This is a genomic window from Clostridium sp. NSJ-49, from assembly GCF_014287725.1.
Classification (GTDB): domain Bacteria; phylum Bacillota; class Clostridia; order Clostridiales; family Clostridiaceae; genus Clostridium; species Clostridium disporicum_B.
This window is the reverse complement of the sequence record NZ_JACOOP010000053.1, coordinates 1-22,662: the sequence shown is the minus strand read 5'-3', so window position 1 is coordinate 22,662 and position 22,662 is coordinate 1. Positions and strand designations below refer to the sequence as shown.

Here is a 22,662-nt window from a genome sequence, read left to right as displayed (position 1 = left end):
TATCTGACTTTATATTTGAAAGAGTTGCCATAAATCTTACCTCCGATAGTGTTATTATCTATATTATAACACTATTTAAGACTTATATGCACATATCAACATTATTGTCTAACAGAGCCAAATATTAATATTGCACCTTCTTCACCTTTATCTGTAAGTTCACTTCTTACTTCTCTTTCTATTGAAGGAAATATTAATCTCTTATATGAATCTTTAATTGCTAAAGATAAGTATTTATCAGTTACATCATTTTTCTTTAAAATTTTATTTTCTAGATATGATAATATCTTTTCTTCATTTACATTTATTTTTACTGAAAGGATTTTTTCTTTTTCTCCTCTATTTATAGCTAATATTCTATGTGGAGGAATCTTAGACACATCTTCACTGTATTCATAGTACATCTCATACGGAGTAGATTCTTCGCTACTACCTTTTGTTTCAATTTTTCCTTCTCTTATAGTAAGTTCTCTTATCCACTTTCTATAACTTGCTTCATCAGATATAATTTCAGCAATTATATCAAGAGCTCCATTTATAGCATCTTCTGAAGATAAAACTTTCTTTTCTTCATCTATATACTTTGATGCTTGATCTTCTATATTCCCTTTAAAGTTACCTTCAAGTATTAATTCAGCTAATGGCTTTAGTCCTTTTTCTAATGCAATTGTAGCTCTAGTTCTTTTCTTTTGCTTAAATGGTCTATATATATCTTCAACCTCAGTTAAAGTTTCACTTACTTCTAAAGCTTTAACTATTTCATCAGTTAGTTTTCCTTGCTCATCTATAGATTTTAAAACTGCCTCTTTTCTTTCTTTTAAATTTCTAAGGTAAGTCAATCTTTCAAAAAACTTTCTTAAAACCTCATCGGTCATTGCTCCTGTTTGCTCTTTTCTATATCTAGCTATGAAAGGAACTGTATTACCTTCATCTAATAAACTAATAACATTTTGAACATGCTTTAGTTGTATTCCCAATTCCTTTACTAATCTTTCCTCTATATTTACCATAGCTCCTCCTAAACTTATGTCAATTATTTTTTCTTACAATACCATTATATAATATTTCCCAATTATTTTTTAATATTTTTCTTTGTTTACATTACTCTCTTGATATTAAGTAAATTAACTTGTATAATAATTGTAAAATATTTACAATTAGGTGGTGATATTATGCCTCAATTTATTAATAAATTTATGTATATTCTGCTAATACTATTTATAACATTTCTCGTATTAAATGAGTTTTACGTTATTGATTTCTCTACAAATCTTAAGAATATATTTATATTCTTAACATTGATATTAATTTTATTAACGTCGATGAAGGAAATTCTATCAGGTACTAACGGTTTTATTAAATTTCTAAACGTAATGACTTTACTTTGTACTATAGTTGGTGGTATTTTCTCTATCGTTAAAGGTCAACTTAATACTTTTATTTATATATGTTTAATCTTCTCATTAATTAACGGAGTAATAGTTTTAACTTATTCAAAAACATAATTTTATTTATTTTAATCATATTACAAACATTAAGATAATAGTATTAGATATATATTATAATTTCGAGGTATTTTTATGCGAAAAAAACTTATATATCTTTTAAGCTTATCCATAACATTTATTTTATTATTTTTCCTAATTTTGCTTAACTATTCATATTCAGATTTTGATTCTAGCAACGTAAAAGAAACTATAAGTCTCCTTTCTTCTGAAACTTATAATGGACGTTTAGCTGGTTCTACTGAAAATGCGATGGTGGCAGATTTTATAGAAAATAAATTTAGAGAAAGCAATTTAAAACCATATGGTGATGATAGTTATAAGAAAGATTTCGATACTATCTGCCCAGTTTATACAAACACAACACCTTATCTTAAAATACTATCTAACGGTGAGGTAGAAGAAGAACTTCAATATGGAATTGACTTTAAAGAAGATATGATTAACTTTAGAGGAAATACTTTTACCTTTTCTAATAAAGATAAAATTTCTTCATTCTTTCTTTCAATTGAAGTAATTACTTCCGAAAATAAACTTTTATTTTTTGTTCCTAAAGAAGAAGAACTTTATTTTAGAAGCTCATTTATGAGTGATTTTCCTTACGATGCAGTTATTATGATAACAGAAAATACAAAAAACAAGATAATTACTAGCTTAAATGAAGGAAAAGAAATTTCTATTCATATTCCTTTTGAAAGTGAAACAAAAACAATATCTAATGTTGTTGGTGTTATTGAAGGAACTGATAAAGAAGCTGCTCCTTTAGTTATTACAGCACACTTTGACCATCTTGGACAAGATGGCTTAGGTAATATCTATGGTGGCGCATTAGATAATGCCTCCGGGACAAGCTTTATCCTTGAACTACAAAGAAGCCTTTCCACATTTGCAAAGCCTAATCGCGATATAATTTTTGTTGCACTTAATGCAGAGGAATTTGGATTATTAGGCTCAAAGCAATTTGCTGAAGAAAATATATTTAATATAAAGAATTCAGAAGTTATGAATTTTGATATGGTTGGAATTACTGGCTTTCCAATAACATTTATGCAAGGTGTTGATTTCAAAGATAAAGATTCAGAATTGCTAAACTCATTAGAGGAAATATGTAAAAAAAATAATACTTCTTATGAGGTACTATATCAAGACTCCAGTGACCATGCTAGCTTCAATAAATTAGGTATAGATGCTGTTAGCTTTTGCCATAGTGATTTAAGTAAAATTCATACTCCATATGATAGTTTAACCTATATAAATTTGGATGCTATAGATTCTGTTTATGAAATAGTTAATCAAAAAATAATGGATAGTTGTTATAGTAAGTTTACTTTATTTCTTTACAATAAGTTGTTAATTCTTATTTTATCAATAATTTTAAGTATTTTAATTGGATATCCTCTTCTTAAGAAAAAGCAGTAAATTGTCCACTATGCAAATATAAATAAATGCCTTCGTCATAAATGTTATATCTGACGAAGGCATATTTTTCTGTCTTAAAAATATTACTTTTCTTAATTTATCTAATATTCAAAGATTTTACTTATTGTTTTGCTTTAAGTAAGCAGTTATAAATTGATCTATTCCACCATCCATAACAGCACTTAAGTTTGATGTTTCCTCATTCGTTCTATGATCTTTAACCATATTATATGGATGGAATACATATGACCTTATTTGGCTTCCCCATCCCATATCTTTAAGTTCTCCAGTTAGGTCCTCAATCTTTTCCTTATGAGCTCTATCCTTAAGTTCAATAAGCTTTGATTTAAGCATAGCCATAGCTGTATCCTTATTAGCAAATTGACTTCTCTCATTCTGACATTGTACAACTATTCCAGTAGGTATATGTGTTATTCTTATAGCTGATTCAGTTTTATTTACGTGTTGCCCACCTGCTCCACTTGCTCTATAAGTGTCTATCTTTAAATCTTCTGGTCTAATATCAATATCTTGATCTTTAGTAAGCTCAGGCAATACTTCTACTGATGCAAAGGATGTTTGTCTTTTACCATTAGCATTAAAAGGTGATATTCTTACTAATCTATGAATTCCTTTTTCAGCCTTTAAATATCCATAAGCAAATTCACCTTTAACTTTTAAAGTAACACTCTTTATTCCCGCTTCATCACCTTCTAATAAATCTACTACTTGAACTTTATATCCTTTCTTTTCACACCATCTAGTGTACATTCTAAGTAACATATCAGTCCAATCATTAGCATCAGATCCGCCAACACCGGCATGAAGATTCAATATAGCATCATTTTTATCATATTCTCCAGATAAAAGTAACTCTATTCTATATTCTTCAATCAGCTTTTCTATATCTCTAATTTCATAGATAATTTCATTTACAGTTTCTTCATCATCTTCTGCAATTTCTGCTAATACTTCAACATCATCTATTCTATTAACTAAACTTTCAAATCTATCTATTTTATCCTTGATACTCTTGCTTTCCTTTGTAACTTCTTCAGCCCTTTTTATATCGTCCCAAAAACCTTTTTCTTGCATTTGAAGCTCAAGTTCTTGAAATCTCTTTTCTAGACTATCCTTGTCAAAGAGAAGCCCTCATTTCATCTAATGTAACCTTTAAACTATTAAGTTTAGCAAGTTCTTGCTCTAATTTAATTAACACTATATCAACCCCTTTAGTTAATTAATAATTAATATATAACAATTAATTATTATTAATTTCATTTATTATATTTTATCATCTTAGTTATCTATTTCAAATAATAATATATTTTTAACACTGAAACTCTATATGAGTTTTTTATAAATTTTAAATTATTAATTAAAAAAGTGCCCATTAGGGCACCTTTTTATAATCCTCTACCGCAGCAGTTTTTATATTTTTTTCCACTTCCACAAGGACAAACATCATTTCTTCCAACTTTGTTATCATTTCTTGCAGGTTCTTTCTTTAAGCTTTTATCATCAGCTCCATGACTAGCTGAAGTTTCTTCTGCAACCTTTTCTCTTTCCACTGGTCTTTCAACTCTTACGTGGAATAAATACTTAACTGTTTCATTCTTAATGCCTTCGATCATTTCTTCAAACATTGCGCTACCTTCCATTTGGTATGCTTGAATTGGGTCTTGTTGTTTATATGCTCTCAATCCCATTCCTTGTTTTAAGTGATCCATGTTATCTATATGAGCCATCCATTTTTGGTCAACAACTCTTAAAAGAACTACTCTTTCAATTTCTCTCATTTGTTCTTCACCAAATTCTAACTCTTTACCTCTGTATGCTTCTAATATTACTGATAATAATTTATCTTTTATTTCATCATTAGAAAGATTTGCTAATTCTTCTACAGTTACAACTCCATTAGGTAAACATATATCTCCTAAGTATTGTAGTAACTTTCCTAATTCCTCTTCTAAGTTTTCAACTTCACCCATTAAGTGAGAATTTACAGCATCCGTAACTACTTCTTCTATCATAGATTCTATTTGATCTTTTAAGTTTTTACCTTCTAAAACTTCTCTTCTTTGTCTATAAATAACTTCTCTTTGAAGATTCATTACGTCATCATATCCAAGTAAGTTCTTTCTTATATCAAAGTTGTTACCTTCAACCTTCTTTTGAGCATTTTCTATAGCTTTAGTAACCATTTTACTTTCTATTGCTTCATCTTCTTCAAGTCCTAGCTTATCTATAACACCTTGAATCTTTTCTGATCCGAAGATTCTCATTAAATCATCTTCTAATGATATGAAGAATAATGATGCTCCTGGGTCACCTTGACGTCCAGATCTACCTCTTAATTGGTTATCTATTCTTCTTGATTCGTGTCTTTCAGTACCAATTACCTTTAATCCACCAGCTTCTCTAACACCTTCGCCAAGCTTAATATCTGTACCTCTACCAGCCATATTAGTAGCTATTGTAACAGCTCCATATTCACCAGCATGAGATATTATTTCAGCTTCTTGAGCATGGTATTTAGCATTAAGTACTTGATGTTTTATTCCTCTCTTCTTTAATAAAGATGAAATATATTCAGATTTATCAACACTAGCAGTACCAACTAAAACTGGTTGACCCTTTTCGTGTGAAGCAACTATTTCATTTATTATAGCCTTATACTTACCAGCTTCATTTTTGTAAACAACATCTGAACTATCTATTCTTGCAACTGGCTTATTTGTTGGTATAACAATAACGTCTAAGTTATAGATTTCTCTAAATTCATTTTCCTCAGTTAAAGCTGTACCTGTCATACCTGATAATTTATCATACATTCTGAAGTAATTTTGGAATGTTATTGTTGCTAAAGTTTTAGATTCTCTTTGAATCTTAACACCTTCCTTAGCTTCTATAGCTTGGTGAAGACCATCTGAGTATCTTCTACCTTCCATAAGTCTTCCTGTAAACTCATCTATTATAACTATTTGATCATCTTTCACCATATAGTCTTTATCTATTTTCATCGTATAGTTAGCTTTAAGCGCTTGAGTTACATAGTGTTGTAAACTTAAATGCTCTGCATCAGCATAGTTAGGTATTCTAAAATATTTTTCTGCTTTAACTATACCTTCATCAGTTAATAAAACTGCATTTGCCTTTTCATCAACAGTAAAATCTACATCCTTTATTAATATCTTAACAAAATAATCAGCTACACTATAAAATTGAGTTGATTTATCACCCATCCCTGAAATTATAAGAGGAGTTCTAGCTTCATCTATTAATATAGAGTCAACCTCATCCACTATTGCAAAGTTTAGTTCTCTTTGAACCATTTCTTCTTTATATATAACCATATTATCTCTTAAATAATCAAATCCATATTCATTATTTGTACCGTATGTGATATCACAGTTATATGCAGCTCTTCTTTCTTCATTAGTTATTCCGTGTACTATAACTCCAGTTGTTAAACCTAAGAAATTATATAAATGTCCCATCTCTTCCATTTGAGTTTTTGCAAGATAGTCATTAACTGTTACAACGTGAACACCTTTTCCTGTTAATCCATTAAGATACGCTGGCAATGTAGCTACAAGTGTTTTTCCTTCCCCTGTTTTCATTTCAGCTATTCTTCCTTGATGAAGTACCATCCCACCAAGTAATTGAACTCTGAAATGCTTCATTCCTAATACTCTCCAAGAAGCTTCTCTACAAACAGCAAAAGCTTCTGGTAATATACTATCTAAAGACTCTCCTTTAGCTATTCTTTCTTTAAATTCAACTGTTTTATTTTGTAATTCTTCATCAGTTAAAGCTTGCATAGATGGCTCTAAAGCTTCTATTTTATCAGCTATACTTTGAAGTTTTTTTACTTCTCTTTCACTATATGTTCCAAATAGTTTTTCTAAAAATCCCATAAGTATTTCCTTTCAATTTAAACCATTATTCTATCTTAAAGTACCTTTTATAAATTATACCATTTATTATGTTAATAATTCAACAAAAATAAAGTTTACACAAAATCTAAAAGGAGCTCCATAAATCAGGAGCTCCTTTATAATTTACGCATAATCAGGTTCTAATACACCATAGTTTCCATCTTTTCTCTTATATATTACATTAATATTATTTGTATCTGCATCTTTAAATACAAAGAAATCATGTTGTACTAATTCCATTTGTAAAATAGCTTCTTCTGCAGACATTGGTTTTATATTAAATTTTTTAGTCTTTACTATTTCTCCAGTTGTTCCTTCATCTTCTAATGCCACTTCTTCTATGTTAACAAATTTTAAAGAATTGTTGTTTCTTCTTGATAACTTAGTTCTTTGTTTTCTTATTTGTCTTTCTAATTTGTTTTCAACTAAATCTATTGATTTATACATATCATCTGTTGCTTCTTCACATCTTAGTACAACCCCATTAAATGGTATTGTCACTTCAAATATTTGTCTATTCTTTTGTACACTTAATGTAGCTCTAGCTTCTACTCCAGGAGTAAAATACCTATCTAGTTTTGAAATCTTTTTCTCAATCATTTCCTTTAGTGCTGGTGTCACGTTAATATTTTTACCTATTACTGTTACTCTCATAAGGTCAACCCCTCTCTATTCGTTGTTGTTGTGTGTCTTTTAAGATTTCAAATTCTTTTATATATATATATTCTACTCCTTAGATTTTTATGAAGCAAGATTCGTTGAGTTTGAATTTTCTGAATATTCTCTTTCTCTTTAAACTTTACTTAACTTTTCTTTTATTATTATAGATTTACGCAAAAAAGCCACTAATTTCCAAAAAATTAGTGGCTTTTTTGTAAAAGTTAGCTGACCTGGATTTTGACCCCACACTCGCCTACTGGAGCTTTTGCTACCCGGAATTAACCTCTCACTACTAACACTCTCAGCATTGCTGCTGGTAGGACTTACTTCTATACCGCACCATGCTCATTAAAACTTTGTTTAACTTACGTGGATCGTTTCGCCTGCGACTGGCATCGACTTTCATCCACAGACCTAACTTTACATTACTATTATATATGGCTTTTTGCAATTGTCAATACAGTAATTTCTTCTACATTATATTTTTTAAATATTTTTTCACATTCTAACAACGTTGCCCCTGTAGTAACTACATCATCAATAAGTAGAATTCTCTTATTTAAAATCTTTTTATCTCTTATTTCAAATGCATCTTTAATATTTTTATATCTTTCTTCTTTTGATAAACTTTTTTGTTCTTTAGTATCTTTAATTTTAATAAGAGATTTACTTACTGGAATATTTAATTCTTCGCTTAAATGTTTGGCGATTACTTCACATTGATTAAAACCTCTCTTTTTAATAGAGTTTTTACTCATTGGCACATAGCAAATCACATCACATTCTATTTTTCTTTCATATATTAAATCTAACAATAATTCTGAAATAATCTTTGCTGCTGTAAAATTTTTCTCATATTTAAACGCTAGTATTAACTCTTTTAAAATTCCTCCATAATATCCATAAGATAATATATGGTCTTGTTTTTCTACTCTCTTTATTTTACTTTCACAAAGTGGACATATCCCTATGAAACCTTCACTACTACACACTATACATTTGTTTAATGGTGGATAAATCAAATCAAGTATTGCTGAAATTACTGCTCTTATTTCTTTAATACTTTTCTTTCCCATAACCTTTGATTAAATTCTCTTGTTATATTTTTAGATTTATCCATATCTTCTGATATTTCTTTAGACACTAGCAGTATTTCTGGCAAAAATTCATTACTTACCTTGAGAGATCCACATAAATAAATTATATCCTTATAAGTATATAATTCATCATCTGAAAACAACATTACTATATTTAAGTCATTTATATGATTTATATAATTCCCTATACTGTTAGTAACTATAAAAACGGAATCATTATATCCATCCAATATATCTTCAACAAATCCAAAACTTTGTTCTTTTACGTATTTAACCACTCTTATATCATCATTTTTTAAGGTATTATAATAATTATTATAAATCTTATTTAACATATATTCTGATGGAACAATAATCAAAGCTCTCTTTTTATTTTTCTTGAACCATTTAAAATATTCATATAGCGCTAATGGTATATCATTTTCTAACTTTATTCTAGTTAGAATAAATCTTGGCTCTACAATAGGAACATTATCTAATAAATAAGCCAATTCCATTTTGTTTCCTATAGGAAAAACATACTCAGAAGAATAAATAATTATCTTTCCAGATCTCCAATATATTTCTTCTACAGCATCTCTAAGCTCATCCTTTGATACTGTTGAAAAAACTGTTATATCATCGAATACAACAAGATCAAATTCATCATATACTTCAGATAACGAATCAATAGTTATAAACTGTATGTTATCCCCTATGTGGTTCTTCTCTTGTTCACCTATTAAAATATTATAATATTCTCTTTTTCTCTTTTTCACTTGTTCTTTATCATTACAACACCATACATACAGTATCTTACCATTGTCATATAAAACTTTATTTATTAAATTCGAAAAAACAATAGACGTATTAAAAGGTCTAGTTTTAACAGCAAGTACCTTACTCTTCTTTTCATACCAGTTATTTATTTTTTTGAATGCACTGTTAAGCTCTTTATAATTCATCTTTCATAACCTCTCTAAATTCTAATCCCTAACTATCTTCTCATCTGCTGTAATATCTATAATTCTTTCCTTTAACGAAGAATATCTCTCTACATTATTAGTATTAGTAACCATATATTTAAGAGCTTTCTGACTTCCGACAACAACTACTAACTCTTTAGCTCTTGTTATCCCAGTATATAGTATATTCCTATTCATTAAAAATGCCGACCCCATAAAGACTGGAGTTATTACAACTTTAAATTCACTTCCCTGGCTTTTATGTACAGTTATTGCATATGCAAGTTCCAATTCATCTAAAAAAGCAAATTCATATACAACTCTTCGTTCATCATCAAATATTACTGTTAAAGTACTCTTATCCTCATTTATAGACTCAATAAAGCCCATATCACCATTAAATACTCCAACTCCTTCTTCATCACCAATGCCATTAATCCTAGTCCATTTAAGAGAGTAGTTATTTTTTATTTGCATAACTTTATCTCCTTCTCTAAAAACCATTTCCCTAACATTCTTTTCTTTTTTGTGATTTGATGGAGGGTTAAGTATTTTTTGAAGCTCATTATTTAAATTTTCTACTCCTAATACCCCTTTTCTCGTTGGTGATAAAATTTGTATATCTTTTACCTTATTCCATTTTGAATTAAAATTAGGTAATCTTCTATTTATCAAATCAATTATAGTCTTTAAAATATCATCTATATTTTCCCTTGAGTCAAAGAAAAAATCACCATCTTTTTTATTTAGATATGGTAACTCACCATTATTAATTTTATGAGCATTAACTATAATCATACTTTCTTTACCCTGTCTAAAGATTTCATTTAATCTTACAACATTTATAAAGTTACTATTTATTAAATCTCTCAGAACATTTCCAGGCCCTACAGAAGGTAACTGATCAACATCTCCAACTATTATTACCCTAGTTCCTAATCTAATAGCCTTTAAAAGACTATTCATAAGCATAATATCTATCATAGATGCCTCATCTATAATAATTACATCACCTTCTAAAGGCTCACTTTCTCCTTTCCCAAAGAATGAGTTTTCATCATCACTTACGCCCATCTCTAAAAGTCTATGTATAGTTTTAGCCTCTCTCCCTGTAGACTCACTCATTCTTTTAGCTGCTCTACCTGTTGGTGCTGCTAAAAGCACTTTCATACCACTATTTTCATATATCTCAATTATACATTTTATAATTGTCGTTTTACCTGTACCTGGACCACCTGTTATTATCTCTATTCCATTGTTAAATGCACCAATAATAGCTTCTTTTTGAGCAGGTGCAAATTTTATATTATATCTTTTTTCGAAAGATTCTATTTCAAATAAAACATCAGTATTAATTGTTTGGAAGTTTTCTATACTTAAAGTAATTATCTTATTAGTTACTCCTAGCTCACAGTAATAATATGGCAAAGTATATACTGCATCTATTCCATTAATTTTTTCTACCTTTAATTTTCCTTCTAAGACGCTATTATATATATTTTCTACCACAAGCTCTTCATCAACCATAAGAACCTTCTTACATTCATCTATCAGCATATTCTGTGGCATATATGTATTTCCTAATCCAGAGAAATTATTAAGAACATATCTAATCCCACTCTGTATTCTAAATGGCGATACTATTTCAATTCCTAAACTTCTAGCAATTCTATCTGCAGTTAAGAAACCTATTCCTGATATTTCATCATTTAGTACATATGGATTTTTAGAAACTATATCTATTGAATCTGGACCAAACTTTTTATATATCTTCAAACATTGATTTATAGTCATTCCATGTTTCTGAAAAAACATTATTATATCTTTTAAATCTTTACTCTCTAAATAAGAATCATATATTATGTTAAACTTTTTTTCACCTATACCATCAACTTCTTTAAGTCTTTCAATATTATTATCTAGAATTTCTAAAGTCTTATCTCCAAATTTATTTACTATTTTTTTTGCAGTTACCGGCCCTATACCATGAATTATTCCAGTAGATAAATATTTTTCAATCTCTTTCGCTGATGAAGGTAATAATTCATGATACTCCTCTACATTAAATTGTCGCCCAAATTGCTTATGATTAATCCAGGACCCTTTAAAATTTATTTGCTGTCCCTCTTTAAGCAATGGCATTATTCCAACAACTGTAATTAACTCCTTGTTAGCTGTAACTTTACTAACTATATATCCCGTATCTTCACTTTTAAATATAATCCCTTCAACTAATCCTTCTAGTACTTCCATTTTAATTTTCACACCTTTAAATCTTATCTTCTATATTATATAATTATATCATATTATATAAATTTAACTCATACCGCTTTAAATTTGGGTTATCTAGGAGGTATATTTTATGCTAATTAAAAATTGTAAATTAATTTACCTAGACAAAATAGAAGAAGGTTCTGTTTTAATCGAAGATGGTAAAATCAAAGAAATAAATCCTAGCTTTGAAAATTGTGATAACGTTATAGATGGTAAAGGATTATATTTAAGTCCTGGTTTTATAGATGTTCATATACATGGTGCTGGTGGTGTTGATACTATGGATGGAACGTACGATGTTATAAACACAATAGCAAAAACTATTGCTAAACATGGTACTACTTCTTTTACTCCAACTACTATGACTGTCGCTAAGAAAGACATAAGAAAAGCTATATCTGCAATTAAAGAAGCAAAAATCAAAGGAACAGATGGTGCTAATGTTTTAGGAGCTCACTTAGAAGGTCCATTTATAAGTCCTAAAGCAATTGGAGCTCAAAATCCAAACTTTTTAATAGAACCAACTATAGAAAATTTTAATGAAATGGTTGGCGAAGATGAAGATGCAGTAGTTTCAATAACAATGGCTCCTGAAGTAGATGGAGCTAAAGAATTAGCTAGTTATTTAACTGATAAAGGTATAGTTTGTTCAATAGGACATACTAAGGCTACTTATGATGAAGCTATGAATGGTATAAAATGCGGCTTCTGTCACTCAACACACCTTTTCAACGCTATGACTCCATTTACACATAGAGAACCTGGTGTTGTAGGTGCAATATTTGATTCAGAAATAACTACTGAAACTATATCTGATGGTATTCACATATCTTATCCATCATTAAGAACTGCATATAAACAAAAAGGAACTGACAAAGTTCTTCTAGTTACTGATGCAATGATGGCATGTGGAATGCAAGATGGTATGTATTCTTTAGGTGGTCAAGATGTAGAAGTTAAAGATGGAGCTGCTAGATTATTAAGTGGTTCACTTGCTGGTTCAGTTCTTACTTTAGATAAAGCAATTAAAAATGTTTATAATAATTCTAGCTACCCACTTAATGAGGTTGTTAAAATGGCTTCATATAATGGTGCTAAGCATTGTAAAGTAGAAGACAGAAAAGGATTAATAAAAGAAGGCTATGATGCTGACTTAGTTCTTTTTGATGAAGATATAAATGTAAAAATGACTATTGTTAACGGGAACGTGGTATATAGCACACTTAAATAGTATTGTTCGCAAAGCTCACAGGTGAAAAGTCGACTTCGTCGAGGTGAAAATGCTACTATCGTAGCAGTGAAAATTTAACTGAAGTTAAAGTGAAATTTATTAATATAGATAATTTTCATTATTGCCATAGGCAATATTTTCACTGTCACGTCAGTGACATTTTCCCTTTTGACGAAGTCGAACTTTTCACCAAAGTGCTTCGCACTTTATTTAAAAAGGAACTCACATCAATTTCTGTGAGTTCCTTTTTTATTATAAGTATTTTTTTATTTCTTCAACTTTATTTAATCTTTCCCATGGAAGATCTAAATCATTTCTACCAAAGTGTCCATATGCTGCAGTTTGTTTGTATATAGGGCTTCTTAATCCTAAATCTCTTATTATAGCTCCTGGTCTTAAATCAAAAGTATTTTCTACAACTTTTACTATTTCTTCTTCTGAAATCTTTCCTGTTCCAAAAGTCTCAATTTCAATTGATACAGGTTTAGCAACTCCAATAGCATAAGCTAATTGAATTTCTAACTTATCTGCAATTCCTGCTGCTACTAAGTTTTTAGCTACCCATCTTGCTGCATATGCTGCTGATCTATCAACCTTTGTTGGATCTTTTCCTGAGAAAGCTCCGCCTCCATGTCTACCATATCCACCATAAGTATCAACTATTATCTTTCTTCCTGTTAATCCACTATCACCTTGTGGTCCACCAACAACAAATCTTCCAGTTGGATTTATATAATACTTAGTATTATCATCTAAAAGTTCTGCAGGAACAACCGCTTTAATTACATGTTCCATTAAATCTTCTCTTATTTGCTCTTGACTAACTTCTGGTCCATGTTGAGTTGATATTACTATTGTATCTATTCTTACAACCTTATTATCATCATATTCCACTGTTACTTGAGTTTTTCCATCTGGTCTTAAATAAGGTAATGTACCATTTTTTCTAACTTCACTAAGTCTTCTAGATAATCTATGTGCCATAGCTATCGGTAATGGCATAAATTCTGGTGTTTCATTTGTTGCAAAACCAAACATCATTCCTTGGTCTCCTGCACCAACAGCCTCAACATCATCTTTATTACCAGTTTTTGATTCTAATGCTTCATCAACACCCATCGCTATATCTGATGATTGTTCATCAATAGATGTTAATACTGCACATGTATCACAGTCGAATCCATACTTAGCTCTATCATAACCAATTTCTTTTATTGTTTCTCTAACTACCTTTGGAATATCCACATAACATGATGTTGATATTTCTCCCATTACCATAACTATTCCAGTAGTTACAGCTGTTTCACAAGCTACTCTTGCCATAGGATCTTTAGCTAGTATACTATCTAATATCCCATCTGATATTTGATCACATATTTTATCTGGATGTCCTTCTGTTACTGATTCTGAAGTAAATAATCTTTTCATTATATATCTCCTCTCTTAATTAAGATGATATTAATTCTAAAGATAAAAAAAGTCTCTTCTTAAGATAAAGAAGAGACCTACTATTCAACCATGTCTTTCTTATCTTGCAAAATTAATTGCAGGAATTGGCACCACGCTTATACAATTAATAGATTATAATTAAAAATGATAACTTATTCATTTTTAATTCTTAATTATTAATTAATGAAGCAGGTTGCCGGGTTTCACAGGGCCCTCTCCCTCTACCTCTCTTGATAAGAACTAATATCAAATTTTATTTACTGTAATATATATTAACAACTATTATAACTAATGTCAATAAATTTAAATTGTAATATTTTTATATAAAAAATAAAAAAAGCATAGGTTATCTATACTTTAAATGGTGGGGGAGGACGGATTCGAACCATCGAAGCGAATCGCAACAGATTTACAGTCTGCCCCCTTTGGCCACTCGGGAACTCCCCCATAAATGGAGCTGGTGATCGGAGTCGAACCAACAACCTGCTGATTACAAGTCAGCTGCTCTGCCATTGAGCCACACCAGCGTATTTGGTGGAAACAACAGGGATCGAACCTGTGACCCTCTGCTTGTAAGGCAGATGCTCTCCCAGCTGAGCTATGCTTCCACGTTTTATATATTTTTAAAATTTAAATGGTGGGGGAGGACGGATTCGAACCATCGAAGCGAATCGCAACAGATTTACAGTCTGCCCCCTTTGGCCACTCGGGAACTCCCCCATTTAATGGAGCTGGTGATCGGAGTCGAACCAACAACCTGCTGATTACAAGTCAGCTGCTCTGCCATTGAGCCACACCAGCATATTTAATTAAGTTATTAATGGTGGGGGAGGACGGATTCGAACCATCGAAGCGAATCGCAACAGATTTACAGTCTGCCCCCTTTGGCCACTCGGGAACTCCCCCATGTCTTATTAATAACTTTCATCATTTCGTGCATCACTGCCGAACTGACAATGACTAGTATATATTCATAGCAATAATATTTCAACCTTTAAATTTAGCTATTTTAAGAGTTTATTTTTATTTTTCTCTCTTTTTCTTGATTTATCTTAATATTACTTATTTATATATTATTTAATATGTCTATTAATTAAACTAACTCTATATACTGATTTAAGATTCCTTCAAGCCTATTATAGTCTTCTTCTATCAATCGTTTTTTTATATATGATAAAGCTTCTTCTTTTGAATCTATGCTACCACTATTTAAAATAGAATTAACTTTTGCACAATCAATTACTGAAAGTTTATCCAATATACTTTTAACAACACTTCTTTCATCTAAAGTTAGTTCATTAATTATATTATCTAAACTTATAGTTAAAATATCTGATGTATATCCTTGTATAACCTCTTGATCACTAGATACGGATTTTTCCTCTATAGTTTCCTCTATAACGCTACTACTAATCTCATCAAATTCATTTTCCTTTTTAGCGTTTGGTTCATACAAAACTATTATAAATATAATACTTACAGCTACTAAAATTGACATAGTTCTCATTATTATATTCAGTTTCATTTATTATCACCACCTTATCTAAAAATAATTTCCATTTTTTCTTTTTTTATACTTATTATATTATTAGTTTTTTTTTCATATATATTATTGTTGAGAGGTGGTGGGTATAAATTGAAAAGGAAAGTTAATTATAAATCCAACTTATCTTATTATGAAATCGCAGAATTTATAAGAAAGTATATAACATCTGAAACAGTTATAGTTTGCATTGGCACAGATAAATGTATAGGTGACTGTTTAGGTCCTTTAGTAGGTACTTTTTTAGAAGAGTCTTCTTTTCCTGTTCCTGTATACGGAACATTACAATCTCCTATTCATGCTTTAAATATAGACAAGAAAATTGATGAAATTAAAAAAACTCATCCTCAGGCTACAATTATAGGAATTGATGCTTGCTTAGGTGATACTAATTCTATAGGTGAAATTCACGTAAGAGATTACCCTATCCATCCTGGTAAAGGTGTTGGTAAATCATTACCTGAAGTTGGTGTTGCTTCAATAATAGGAATAGTAGATTCTAGTGATAACGCTGAATTTTTTACATCTAGAGGTATTAGGCTTAGCCTAGTTTTTGAAATGGCACGAGTTATTTGTCATGGCCTAAATCATGCATATTATCTTAATTCTTCATATAATAAATAGCACTATAAGAATTACCTTATAGTGCTATTTACCTATTTATATATAATTAATCTATTAAATTTATTTCACTTCCAAAAATATCTGAACCTAATTTATCTATGTAGCTTAAAACCTGACCTGTCCCTTCTGCAACAGCTTCTACAGAATTGTGAGCTATTTCTACTGTAACACCAGTATTTTCTTCTATAAGCTTATTAAGCCCATATAATAAAGATCCTCCACCAGTCATTAATATCCCTTTTTCTATTATATCGGCAGCTAATTCAGGTGGTGTCTTTTCTAGTATACTCTTAACTCCTTCAACTATTACTGATACAGGTTCTGCTAAAGCTTCTCTTACCTCTTCAGTACTTATTTCAACTTCATCTGGTAAACCTGTTATTAAATTTCTACCTTTCATAGTAGTAGTTAACTTTCTTGAATCCTTAAATGCAGATCCTATTTTTATCTTAACATCTTCTGCAGTTTTTTCACCAATCATTATTTTATATTTATTTCTAACATATTTTATTATTGATTCATCAAATTTGTCTCCAGCAATTTTGATTGATTTTCTAACAACTACTCCACCTAATGATATTACAGCTATATCGGTAGTTCCACCACCAATATCTACTATCATTGCTCCATTAGGCTTGGTTATATCTAATCCAGCACCTATTGCAGCTGCTAGTGGTTCTTCGATTATATGAACTTTTTTAGCCCCTGAATTTTTAGTAGCATCCATTACGGCTCTTTTTTCTACTTCAGTAGCTTGAGATGGAACACAAACCATTACTCTTGGAGCTACTATTCTTCCTTTTCCGCAAGCCTTTTTAATAAATTCTTTTAGCATTCTTTCAGTAATATCATAATCAGAAATAACTCCATCTCTTAGCGGACGTACTGCAACTATATTTCCTGGAGTTCTCCCGATCATTTTTCTTGCTTCTTCACCTACTGCTAGTACCTTATTATTATTTTTATTGATGGCTACTACTGAAGGTTCTTTTAATAATATCCCTTTACCTTTTACATAAACAAGTACTGTAGCAGTCCCTAAATCTATTCCAAGGTCGTTCCCACTTCTCCAAAACCACATCTTATTCACTCCTACCAGATATATAATATTTCAAAATAATTCTTTTTCAGACAAACTATTCTTTAAAAATATTATATATGTAAAGGTATTATCATTCAATAGCTTTGTATTTTAATTTAGTAGCTTTTCCACCTCTAATATGTCTTTCTGCCTTATTTAACTCAAGTATATTTTGAGTCTGCTCTGCAATGCTTGGATTAATCTTAGGCAACCTTTCTGTCATATCTTTATGAATTGTACTTTTACTTACTCCAAATACTTTAGCAGTTTTTCTTATAGTAGCCTTTGAATCAATAATATATTTTGCAACTTCTAGTACTCTCTCTTCAATGTAGTCTTTCAAAAATGTAACCTCCTTATAAATAGATTTAATTAAAATATAATTCTTTTTAGTTAATCAGCCATTTGAAATCCAAATGGCTGATTAATATTTCTTAGAAACTAAAGTAATCAGATGGATTTAATTGATTACCTTCAGAGTCTTCAACTTGTAGATTTAATACATCTCCACAAACTTCTGAAGTAAAAATCATTGAACTATTTCCAACTGTTCCAATTTCATCTCCTGCTGAAACTATATCTCCAACAGCAACTGAAACTTCTGCATCTAAATTTGCATACTTAGTTTTTAATCCGTTTGTATGTTCTATAACTATAAAGTTTCCATCTTCTGTGCTCTTAGATACTTCAATAACCTTACCTTCTGCTGCAGCCGTAACAGCTGTTCCTACAGAAGCATTTAAATCAATACCTCTTCTAGTTCTATCTACTGTTCCATTTTCATTATCTTGTAATCTAATCATCTCTTTATATTCTCTAGATACAGTACCTTCTAAAGGTAATTGGAAAACTACCTCTGTTACTGTAGTAGAAACTGGAACATCTTCTGTGTTATCTGCTACCTCTGTATAATTGTCTACTTCTTCGTTATCAGCAACTTCATCTAATTCCTCTGATTCCTCTGCCACATTATCACCAATTTCAACTCTATCTGCATTTGGCATTTCGTTTCTTGAGGCTTCTGTAGAATCATTTACTGACTCCTCAACATTTAAAGTAAATTCATTATTCTGATTATTGCTTTGCTTTAACTCGTTATTTTTCTTAATTGTAAAAGCTGCAACAACAGCGACTATACATAAGCAAATGAATAGAACAAAGTAAAAGCCCTCCTTTCTAAAAAAGTCTTTTACCTTATCTTTGTTGTTTGAATTCATATCAACACCTCCTTTCTGTAGTCTTGCCCTATATACAAATTTAATTCAATTAATAACCAATTTCCGTACTACAAATTTCCTCAATAAAAAACAAAAAGACCTTTGTTTTTCAACAAAAGTCTCAATAAATTATAATTTTATTCAGAAAATCTCAAATTTGTAATTTCTACTCCAGTATAATAATGTTTAATAATTTCATTATAAGTCTTTCCTTCTTTAGCCATGACATTAGCTCCCCATTGACTCATTCCAACTCCATGCCCATATCCTTTACATTTAAATATTATATTGCCATCATTTATTTCATAAGTAAAATTACTAGAATTCAAACCATATAAAAACCTAAAATCTTGACCTCTAATTGTTTCTCCAGCTACTTGAATCTCTTTTACTCCACCGGCCTCACTTCTAGATATAACATTTATACTACTTTCAATATTACTCGCATTTAAAGAAGATTGTGGATATGACTCTTCGAACTTATTAATAAACTCATTAATAGTCATAGATACTTCGCTCTCAAACTTCGGCGCTATTTCCTCTCCAGTACTCTCTACTGATTTTAAATATGGTATATCTGCCCAATATAAATCAACAGAGTTTTCTGTCATTCCTGAACTAGTAGAAAAAAACTGTGGATAAAGCACTAGCTCATTTTGATAGCTCATAACTTGTCCTTTAGTCGATTCTACTGCCTCAACTATTTTATTCCAATTTTTTTCTCTATCACTCTCTTGCCAAAGCTCTAGTCTAACTTCTTTGGATGTATAAACTTGACAATGTACTGAATCACATATATCTGCTCCATTTGCTTTCACACAATTTTTAATTTTTTTACTAGCTAAATATGTTCTAGCTGCTACAGCTTGTGCCTTTAATGCTTCCAATTCGAATGTAGCAGGCATTTCATTTGATATTACCCCACATATATACTCTTCTAACGGAACATCTACAATTTTATTTTGAGAAGTTATATATACACTTACCATTTCACTATCATTTAAAATTATATCTTTAACTTCTATAGTTGTAGGTTGAGCTATCTCTGCCTCTATTTCTTTAGTCACTTCTGACAATTCATCTAAATTAATGCCTTCTGATTTTATTAATATACTAGGCATAATTATCATAAATACTACTATACATATAGTCGTAAATAATAAAAATTTAATACCTTCATTTAAGTTTAATTTATATCTCCTATTCATAACTAACCTCCCACTATATTTATCCACAAGCTATATATATGTTTTAATCTGTAAAATAATTCTATTTATTTATTAAAAATAAATAAAAATAAGACATGCTCAAAATTAGCATGTCTTTATTTTAAATATCTAATATTTATATTTTAATTCTCTGAACATTAGCTCCTAGATTATTAAATTTCTCTTCAATTCTTGTATAACCTCTATCTATATGGTGAATTTCACTTATTATAGTTTCTCCATTAGCAACTAAACCTGATAAAATCATAGCAGCTCCTGCTCTTAAATCTGTAGCTTTAACTTCACATCCAGTCAATTGTTTAACGCCTTCAACTATGGCAATTCTACCATCAATCTTTATATTTGCTCCCATTCTAACTAATTCACCAACATGCATAAATCTATTTTCAAATACAGTTTCTGTTATAATACTTACCCCTTTAGTAACTGATAATAATGCCATCATTTGTGGTTGCATGTCAGTTGGAAAACCTGGATATGGTAATGTCTTAATATCTACCGGTACTCTCTCTTTAGTTCCATCAACTAACATTTTTTCTCCGTTGATTTCGAATTTTATTCCTACCTCTGTTAATTTTTCTATAGTAGGCATTAGATGTTCTTCATTCACTCCATTTATAGTTATTTTACTCTTAGTTATTGCAGCTGCCACAATAAATGTTCCAGCTTCAATTCTATCATATATAGGTGTAAATGGTTTTGTTTCTTTTAATTCCTTAACTCCAGTTATAGTTATTCTTCCATAACCTGCCCCTTCTACATTAGCTCCCATACTATTAAGAAATCTCGCTAAATCCCATATTTCTGGTTCTTCAGCTGCATTTTCTATTATAGTAACACCTTCAGCCAAAACAGCAGCCATCATTAAATTTTCTGTTGCTCCAACAGAAGGAAAGTCTAAGTATATTCTATTTCCTTTTAATCCTTCAGTTTTTGTATTAATATAACCATGACCATTTTCAATATCTACACCTAGTTTTTTTAATCCCTTTAGGTGAAGATCAACTGGTCTACTTCCTATATTACATCCTCCTGGCAATGATATTTTGCATCTGCCAAACCTAGCAAGCATAGGTCCAACAATCAAAAACGATGCTCTCATACGCTTTATCAAATCATTACTTGGCTCAATCTCCTTTAAATTTGAAGTATCTATTATTAAATCTCCTGTTATATCAGAAAACTCAACAGAACATTCTAACTCTCTTAACACATTTACTAACACTAGAACATCTTCAAGTAAAGGCACTTTTTTTATTGTTATTTTTCTAGGATTTAAGATAGTTGCTACAATTATAGGCAAAACTGAATTTTTAGCTATACTTATATCAACTTCTCCTTGAAGTTTATTCCCGCCTTTAACTATAATTTTTTCCATATTACCCTCCATATTAATTGTTAGTATGTTACAAAAATTATTGGTGTTCCTATAATTATATACTTTCCAGTATCATAATTAATTTGTCCCATGTTAATCTTACTTCCATCAATAAATTCTGCCTTTAATACTTTTCCGTTACTTATTTCCGCTTCCTCTATAGTATCTTCATTTATTCCATCTAATATAAATGGTAATATATTTTTTTCTTCATCTATTCTAACCTTTGAAAAGTAATAAATTCTCTCATCTATACACTTACTATTTTTTAAATTTTCTACAGCTTGTCTTAAATCAGAGCTATTAAAATTACTCGAAGTATTCATTATTACTATTTCGATCTTTGTTTTCTCTCCATCGATTAAATTAATATTGTAAGTTAGCATTTCATCTATACAAACTATTCTATTGTTAAATATATCTATATCACTTATTAATTCATTTGTTAAAATTTCTATAATTCTATTCTTCTCTTCAATAATGCTTGTATTAGTAATGTATTCTAACTTAACTCCATTCTGAACAAAATCATAGTTTTCTATTAAAAATTTTTCCATATCTCTATAGTATTTTTCACTTTCATAACATTCATATTCTACTCCATTAATAATTAATAGAGAAAAGAGTATAATAAATATTAGTCCTATCTTCTTCATATTATTATCCCGCCTTTCCTCTAAAATTATTGTCCATTTATTAAGTTTTTATACTATTCGATATATAATAATATATTAATTACACCTCCAAAATGTTCCCTTTCTACAAAAAACCTTAATAACAAACAATTTATTAAAAAAATAAGTAATTTAAAATTACACATCTTTATTAAACCTATTCCCTTCTGTCAAAATTCAATTTAAATTTGAGTTAATATTTTATGTTAAAAAAAGAGAGATATTTTCAAATATTTTTTAAATTACTTGAAAATATCTCTCTTTTAAATATTTTTTTGGCTTTGTTTTAATAAACTGTTGAAATTTGATTAACCTCTATAAATATGGTTATAATATATAATATAACTACTATTTAGGAGGTTTTTTATGCCAAGAGTTAATAATGTTATTCAGCAA

Annotated in this window: 18 protein-coding genes, 6 tRNA genes, 1 pseudogene and 1 riboswitch; of the genes and pseudogenes, 4 read left to right on the top strand and 21 right to left on the bottom strand. The window is 29.8% G+C overall.

Features of this window, described 5'->3' with window-relative positions:
- Nucleotides 1-119 precede the first annotated feature (119 nt).
- Nucleotides 120-1,010, bottom strand: a pseudogene (locus H8S10_RS14970) (Tex-like N-terminal domain-containing protein); the annotation flags it as partial.
- 162 nt (nucleotides 1,011-1,172) lie between these two features.
- On the opposite strand from H8S10_RS14970, the gene H8S10_RS14965 reads away from it, so the two are divergent.
- Nucleotides 1,173-1,505, top strand: coding sequence for a hypothetical protein (locus tag H8S10_RS14965; RefSeq protein ID WP_186839403.1), 333 nt, complete (start codon nucleotides 1,173-1,175; stop codon nucleotides 1,503-1,505).
- Between the two features lie 75 nt (nucleotides 1,506-1,580).
- On the top strand, nucleotides 1,581-2,924 hold the full coding sequence (locus tag H8S10_RS14960) for a M28 family metallopeptidase (protein ID WP_186839402.1): 1,344 nt from the start codon (nucleotides 1,581-1,583) through the stop codon (nucleotides 2,922-2,924).
- 117 nt (nucleotides 2,925-3,041) lie between these two features.
- Here the strand turns inward: H8S10_RS14960 and prfB are convergent.
- From prfB to H8S10_RS14930, 6 genes are all read right to left on the bottom strand, one after another.
- Nucleotides 3,042-4,143, bottom strand: a protein-coding gene (gene prfB / locus H8S10_RS14955) for a peptide chain release factor 2 (protein ID WP_186839401.1) whose coding sequence is annotated in 2 segments (ribosomal slippage) — nucleotides 3,042-4,064 and nucleotides 4,066-4,143 — 1,101 coding nt in all. Because the reading frame shifts where the segments join, the coding sequence is not laid out codon by codon here.
- A gap of 187 nt (nucleotides 4,144-4,330) precedes the next feature.
- Nucleotides 4,331-6,844, bottom strand: a complete 2,514-nt coding sequence (secA, locus tag H8S10_RS14950) for a preprotein translocase subunit SecA (protein WP_186839400.1) — start codon at nucleotides 6,842-6,844, stop codon at nucleotides 4,331-4,333.
- Between the two features lie 144 nt (nucleotides 6,845-6,988).
- Complete coding sequence (raiA, locus tag H8S10_RS14945; protein WP_055265597.1) at nucleotides 6,989-7,519, bottom strand: ribosome-associated translation inhibitor RaiA; 531 nt, start codon at nucleotides 7,517-7,519, stop codon at nucleotides 6,989-6,991.
- A gap of 437 nt (nucleotides 7,520-7,956) precedes the next feature.
- A complete protein-coding gene (locus H8S10_RS14940) occupies nucleotides 7,957-8,601 on the bottom strand; it encodes a ComF family protein (protein WP_055265599.1) in 645 nt (214 codons plus the stop codon).
- Nucleotides 8,574-9,566, bottom strand: coding sequence for a hypothetical protein (locus H8S10_RS14935; protein ID WP_186839399.1), 993 nt, complete (start codon nucleotides 9,564-9,566; stop codon nucleotides 8,574-8,576). Before H8S10_RS14935 ends, H8S10_RS14940 begins: the two co-directional genes overlap by 28 nt.
- Nucleotides 9,567-9,587: 21 nt before the next feature.
- Entirely contained in the window at nucleotides 9,588-11,819 is a 2,232-nt protein-coding gene (locus tag H8S10_RS14930; protein WP_186839398.1) for an ATP-dependent RecD-like DNA helicase, read from the bottom strand.
- 109 nt (nucleotides 11,820-11,928) lie between these two features.
- On the opposite strand from H8S10_RS14930, the gene nagA reads away from it, so the two are divergent.
- The gene (gene nagA / locus H8S10_RS14925; RefSeq protein ID WP_186839397.1) at nucleotides 11,929-13,071 is read left to right on the top strand and encodes an N-acetylglucosamine-6-phosphate deacetylase; all 1,143 of its coding nucleotides are present in this window, start codon (nucleotides 11,929-11,931) and stop codon (nucleotides 13,069-13,071) included.
- Between the two features lie 252 nt (nucleotides 13,072-13,323).
- Here the strand turns inward: nagA and metK are convergent, their stop codons facing one another.
- The 8 genes from metK to H8S10_RS14885 form a co-directional block, all read right to left on the bottom strand.
- A complete protein-coding gene (metK, locus tag H8S10_RS14920; RefSeq protein ID WP_186839396.1) occupies nucleotides 13,324-14,499 on the bottom strand; it encodes a methionine adenosyltransferase in 1,176 nt (391 codons plus the stop codon).
- A 96-nt stretch (nucleotides 14,500-14,595) separates the two neighbouring features.
- Nucleotides 14,596-14,760, bottom strand: a riboswitch (SAM riboswitch).
- A gap of 122 nt (nucleotides 14,761-14,882) precedes the next feature.
- A tRNA-Tyr gene (locus H8S10_RS14915) sits at nucleotides 14,883-14,967 on the bottom strand.
- Nucleotides 14,968-14,972: 5 nt separating this feature from the next.
- Nucleotides 14,973-15,047, bottom strand: a tRNA-Thr gene (locus H8S10_RS14910).
- A gap of 5 nt (nucleotides 15,048-15,052) precedes the next feature.
- Nucleotides 15,053-15,128, bottom strand: a tRNA-Val gene (locus tag H8S10_RS14905).
- A 27-nt stretch (nucleotides 15,129-15,155) separates the two neighbouring features.
- A tRNA-Tyr gene (locus H8S10_RS14900) sits at nucleotides 15,156-15,240 on the bottom strand.
- Between the two features lie 6 nt (nucleotides 15,241-15,246).
- Nucleotides 15,247-15,321 (bottom strand) — tRNA-Thr (locus tag H8S10_RS14895).
- 20 nt (nucleotides 15,322-15,341) lie between these two features.
- Nucleotides 15,342-15,426 (bottom strand) — tRNA-Tyr (locus H8S10_RS14890).
- Between the two features lie 187 nt (nucleotides 15,427-15,613).
- On the bottom strand, nucleotides 15,614-16,045 hold the full coding sequence (locus H8S10_RS14885; protein WP_055265609.1) for a hypothetical protein: 432 nt from the start codon (nucleotides 16,043-16,045) through the stop codon (nucleotides 15,614-15,616).
- A 111-nt stretch (nucleotides 16,046-16,156) separates the two neighbouring features.
- On the opposite strand from H8S10_RS14885, the gene yyaC reads away from it, so the two are divergent.
- Nucleotides 16,157-16,687 (top strand): spore protease YyaC, encoded by a 531-nt coding sequence (yyaC, locus tag H8S10_RS14880; protein WP_055265611.1) that lies wholly within the window; start codon nucleotides 16,157-16,159, stop codon nucleotides 16,685-16,687.
- Nucleotides 16,688-16,733: 46 nt separating this feature from the next.
- Here yyaC and mreB read toward each other — a convergent pair whose 3' ends face one another.
- The 6 genes from mreB to H8S10_RS14850 form a co-directional block, all read right to left on the bottom strand.
- Nucleotides 16,734-17,768: a rod shape-determining protein MreB gene (gene mreB, locus H8S10_RS14875; RefSeq protein ID WP_186839395.1), complete on the bottom strand. Its 1,035-nt coding sequence runs from the start codon at nucleotides 17,766-17,768 to the stop codon at nucleotides 16,734-16,736.
- A 91-nt stretch (nucleotides 17,769-17,859) separates the two neighbouring features.
- The gene (gene spoIIID, locus H8S10_RS14870) at nucleotides 17,860-18,111 is read right to left on the bottom strand and encodes a sporulation transcriptional regulator SpoIIID (RefSeq protein ID WP_055265615.1); all 252 of its coding nucleotides are present in this window, start codon (nucleotides 18,109-18,111) and stop codon (nucleotides 17,860-17,862) included.
- Nucleotides 18,112-18,202: 91 nt separating this feature from the next.
- Nucleotides 18,203-18,985: a M23 family metallopeptidase gene (locus H8S10_RS14865; protein WP_055265617.1), complete on the bottom strand. Its 783-nt coding sequence runs from the start codon at nucleotides 18,983-18,985 to the stop codon at nucleotides 18,203-18,205.
- A gap of 137 nt (nucleotides 18,986-19,122) precedes the next feature.
- On the bottom strand, nucleotides 19,123-20,193 hold the full coding sequence (gene spoIID, locus H8S10_RS14860; RefSeq protein WP_186839394.1) for a stage II sporulation protein D: 1,071 nt from the start codon (nucleotides 20,191-20,193) through the stop codon (nucleotides 19,123-19,125).
- 136 nt (nucleotides 20,194-20,329) lie between these two features.
- A complete protein-coding gene (gene murA, locus H8S10_RS14855; protein WP_055265621.1) occupies nucleotides 20,330-21,592 on the bottom strand; it encodes a UDP-N-acetylglucosamine 1-carboxyvinyltransferase in 1,263 nt (420 codons plus the stop codon).
- Nucleotides 21,593-21,612: 20 nt separating this feature from the next.
- Nucleotides 21,613-22,248, bottom strand: coding sequence for a hypothetical protein (locus H8S10_RS14850; protein WP_186839393.1), 636 nt, complete (start codon nucleotides 22,246-22,248; stop codon nucleotides 21,613-21,615).
- Nucleotides 22,249-22,662 lie beyond the last annotated feature (414 nt).

Bases quoted from the DNA above. Each gene is read 5' to 3' on its own strand.
- H8S10_RS14850 (WP_186839393.1), bottom strand. From the start codon at position 22,248: ATGAAGAAGATAGGACTAATATTTATTATACTCTTTTCTCTATTAATT.
- H8S10_RS14885 (WP_055265609.1), bottom strand. From the start codon at position 16,045: ATGAAACTGAATATAATAATGAGAACTATGTCAATTTTAGTAGCTGTA.
- spoIID (WP_186839394.1), bottom strand. From the start codon at position 20,193: ATGAATAGGAGATATAAATTAAACTTAAATGAAGGTATTAAATTTTTA.
- raiA (WP_055265597.1), bottom strand. From the start codon at position 7,519: ATGAGAGTAACAGTAATAGGTAAAAATATTAACGTGACACCAGCACTA.
- H8S10_RS14930 (WP_186839398.1), bottom strand. From the start codon at position 11,819: ATGGAAGTACTAGAAGGATTAGTTGAAGGGATTATATTTAAAAGTGAA.
- nagA (WP_186839397.1), top strand. From the start codon at position 11,929: ATGCTAATTAAAAATTGTAAATTAATTTACCTAGACAAAATAGAAGAA.
- murA (WP_055265621.1), bottom strand. From the start codon at position 21,592: ATGGAAAAAATTATAGTTAAAGGCGGGAATAAACTTCAAGGAGAAGTT.
- H8S10_RS14940 (WP_055265599.1), bottom strand. From the start codon at position 8,601: ATGGGAAAGAAAAGTATTAAAGAAATAAGAGCAGTAATTTCAGCAATA.
- mreB (WP_186839395.1), bottom strand. From the start codon at position 17,768: ATGTGGTTTTGGAGAAGTGGGAACGACCTTGGAATAGATTTAGGGACT.
- H8S10_RS14865 (WP_055265617.1), bottom strand. From the start codon at position 18,985: ATGAATTCAAACAACAAAGATAAGGTAAAAGACTTTTTTAGAAAGGAG.
- metK (WP_186839396.1), bottom strand. From the start codon at position 14,499: ATGAAAAGATTATTTACTTCAGAATCAGTAACAGAAGGACATCCAGAT.
- secA (WP_186839400.1), bottom strand. From the start codon at position 6,844: ATGGGATTTTTAGAAAAACTATTTGGAACATATAGTGAAAGAGAAGTA.
- H8S10_RS14960 (WP_186839402.1), top strand. From the start codon at position 1,581: ATGCGAAAAAAACTTATATATCTTTTAAGCTTATCCATAACATTTATT.
- H8S10_RS14935 (WP_186839399.1), bottom strand. From the start codon at position 9,566: ATGAATTATAAAGAGCTTAACAGTGCATTCAAAAAAATAAATAACTGG.
- H8S10_RS14965 (WP_186839403.1), top strand. From the start codon at position 1,173: ATGCCTCAATTTATTAATAAATTTATGTATATTCTGCTAATACTATTT.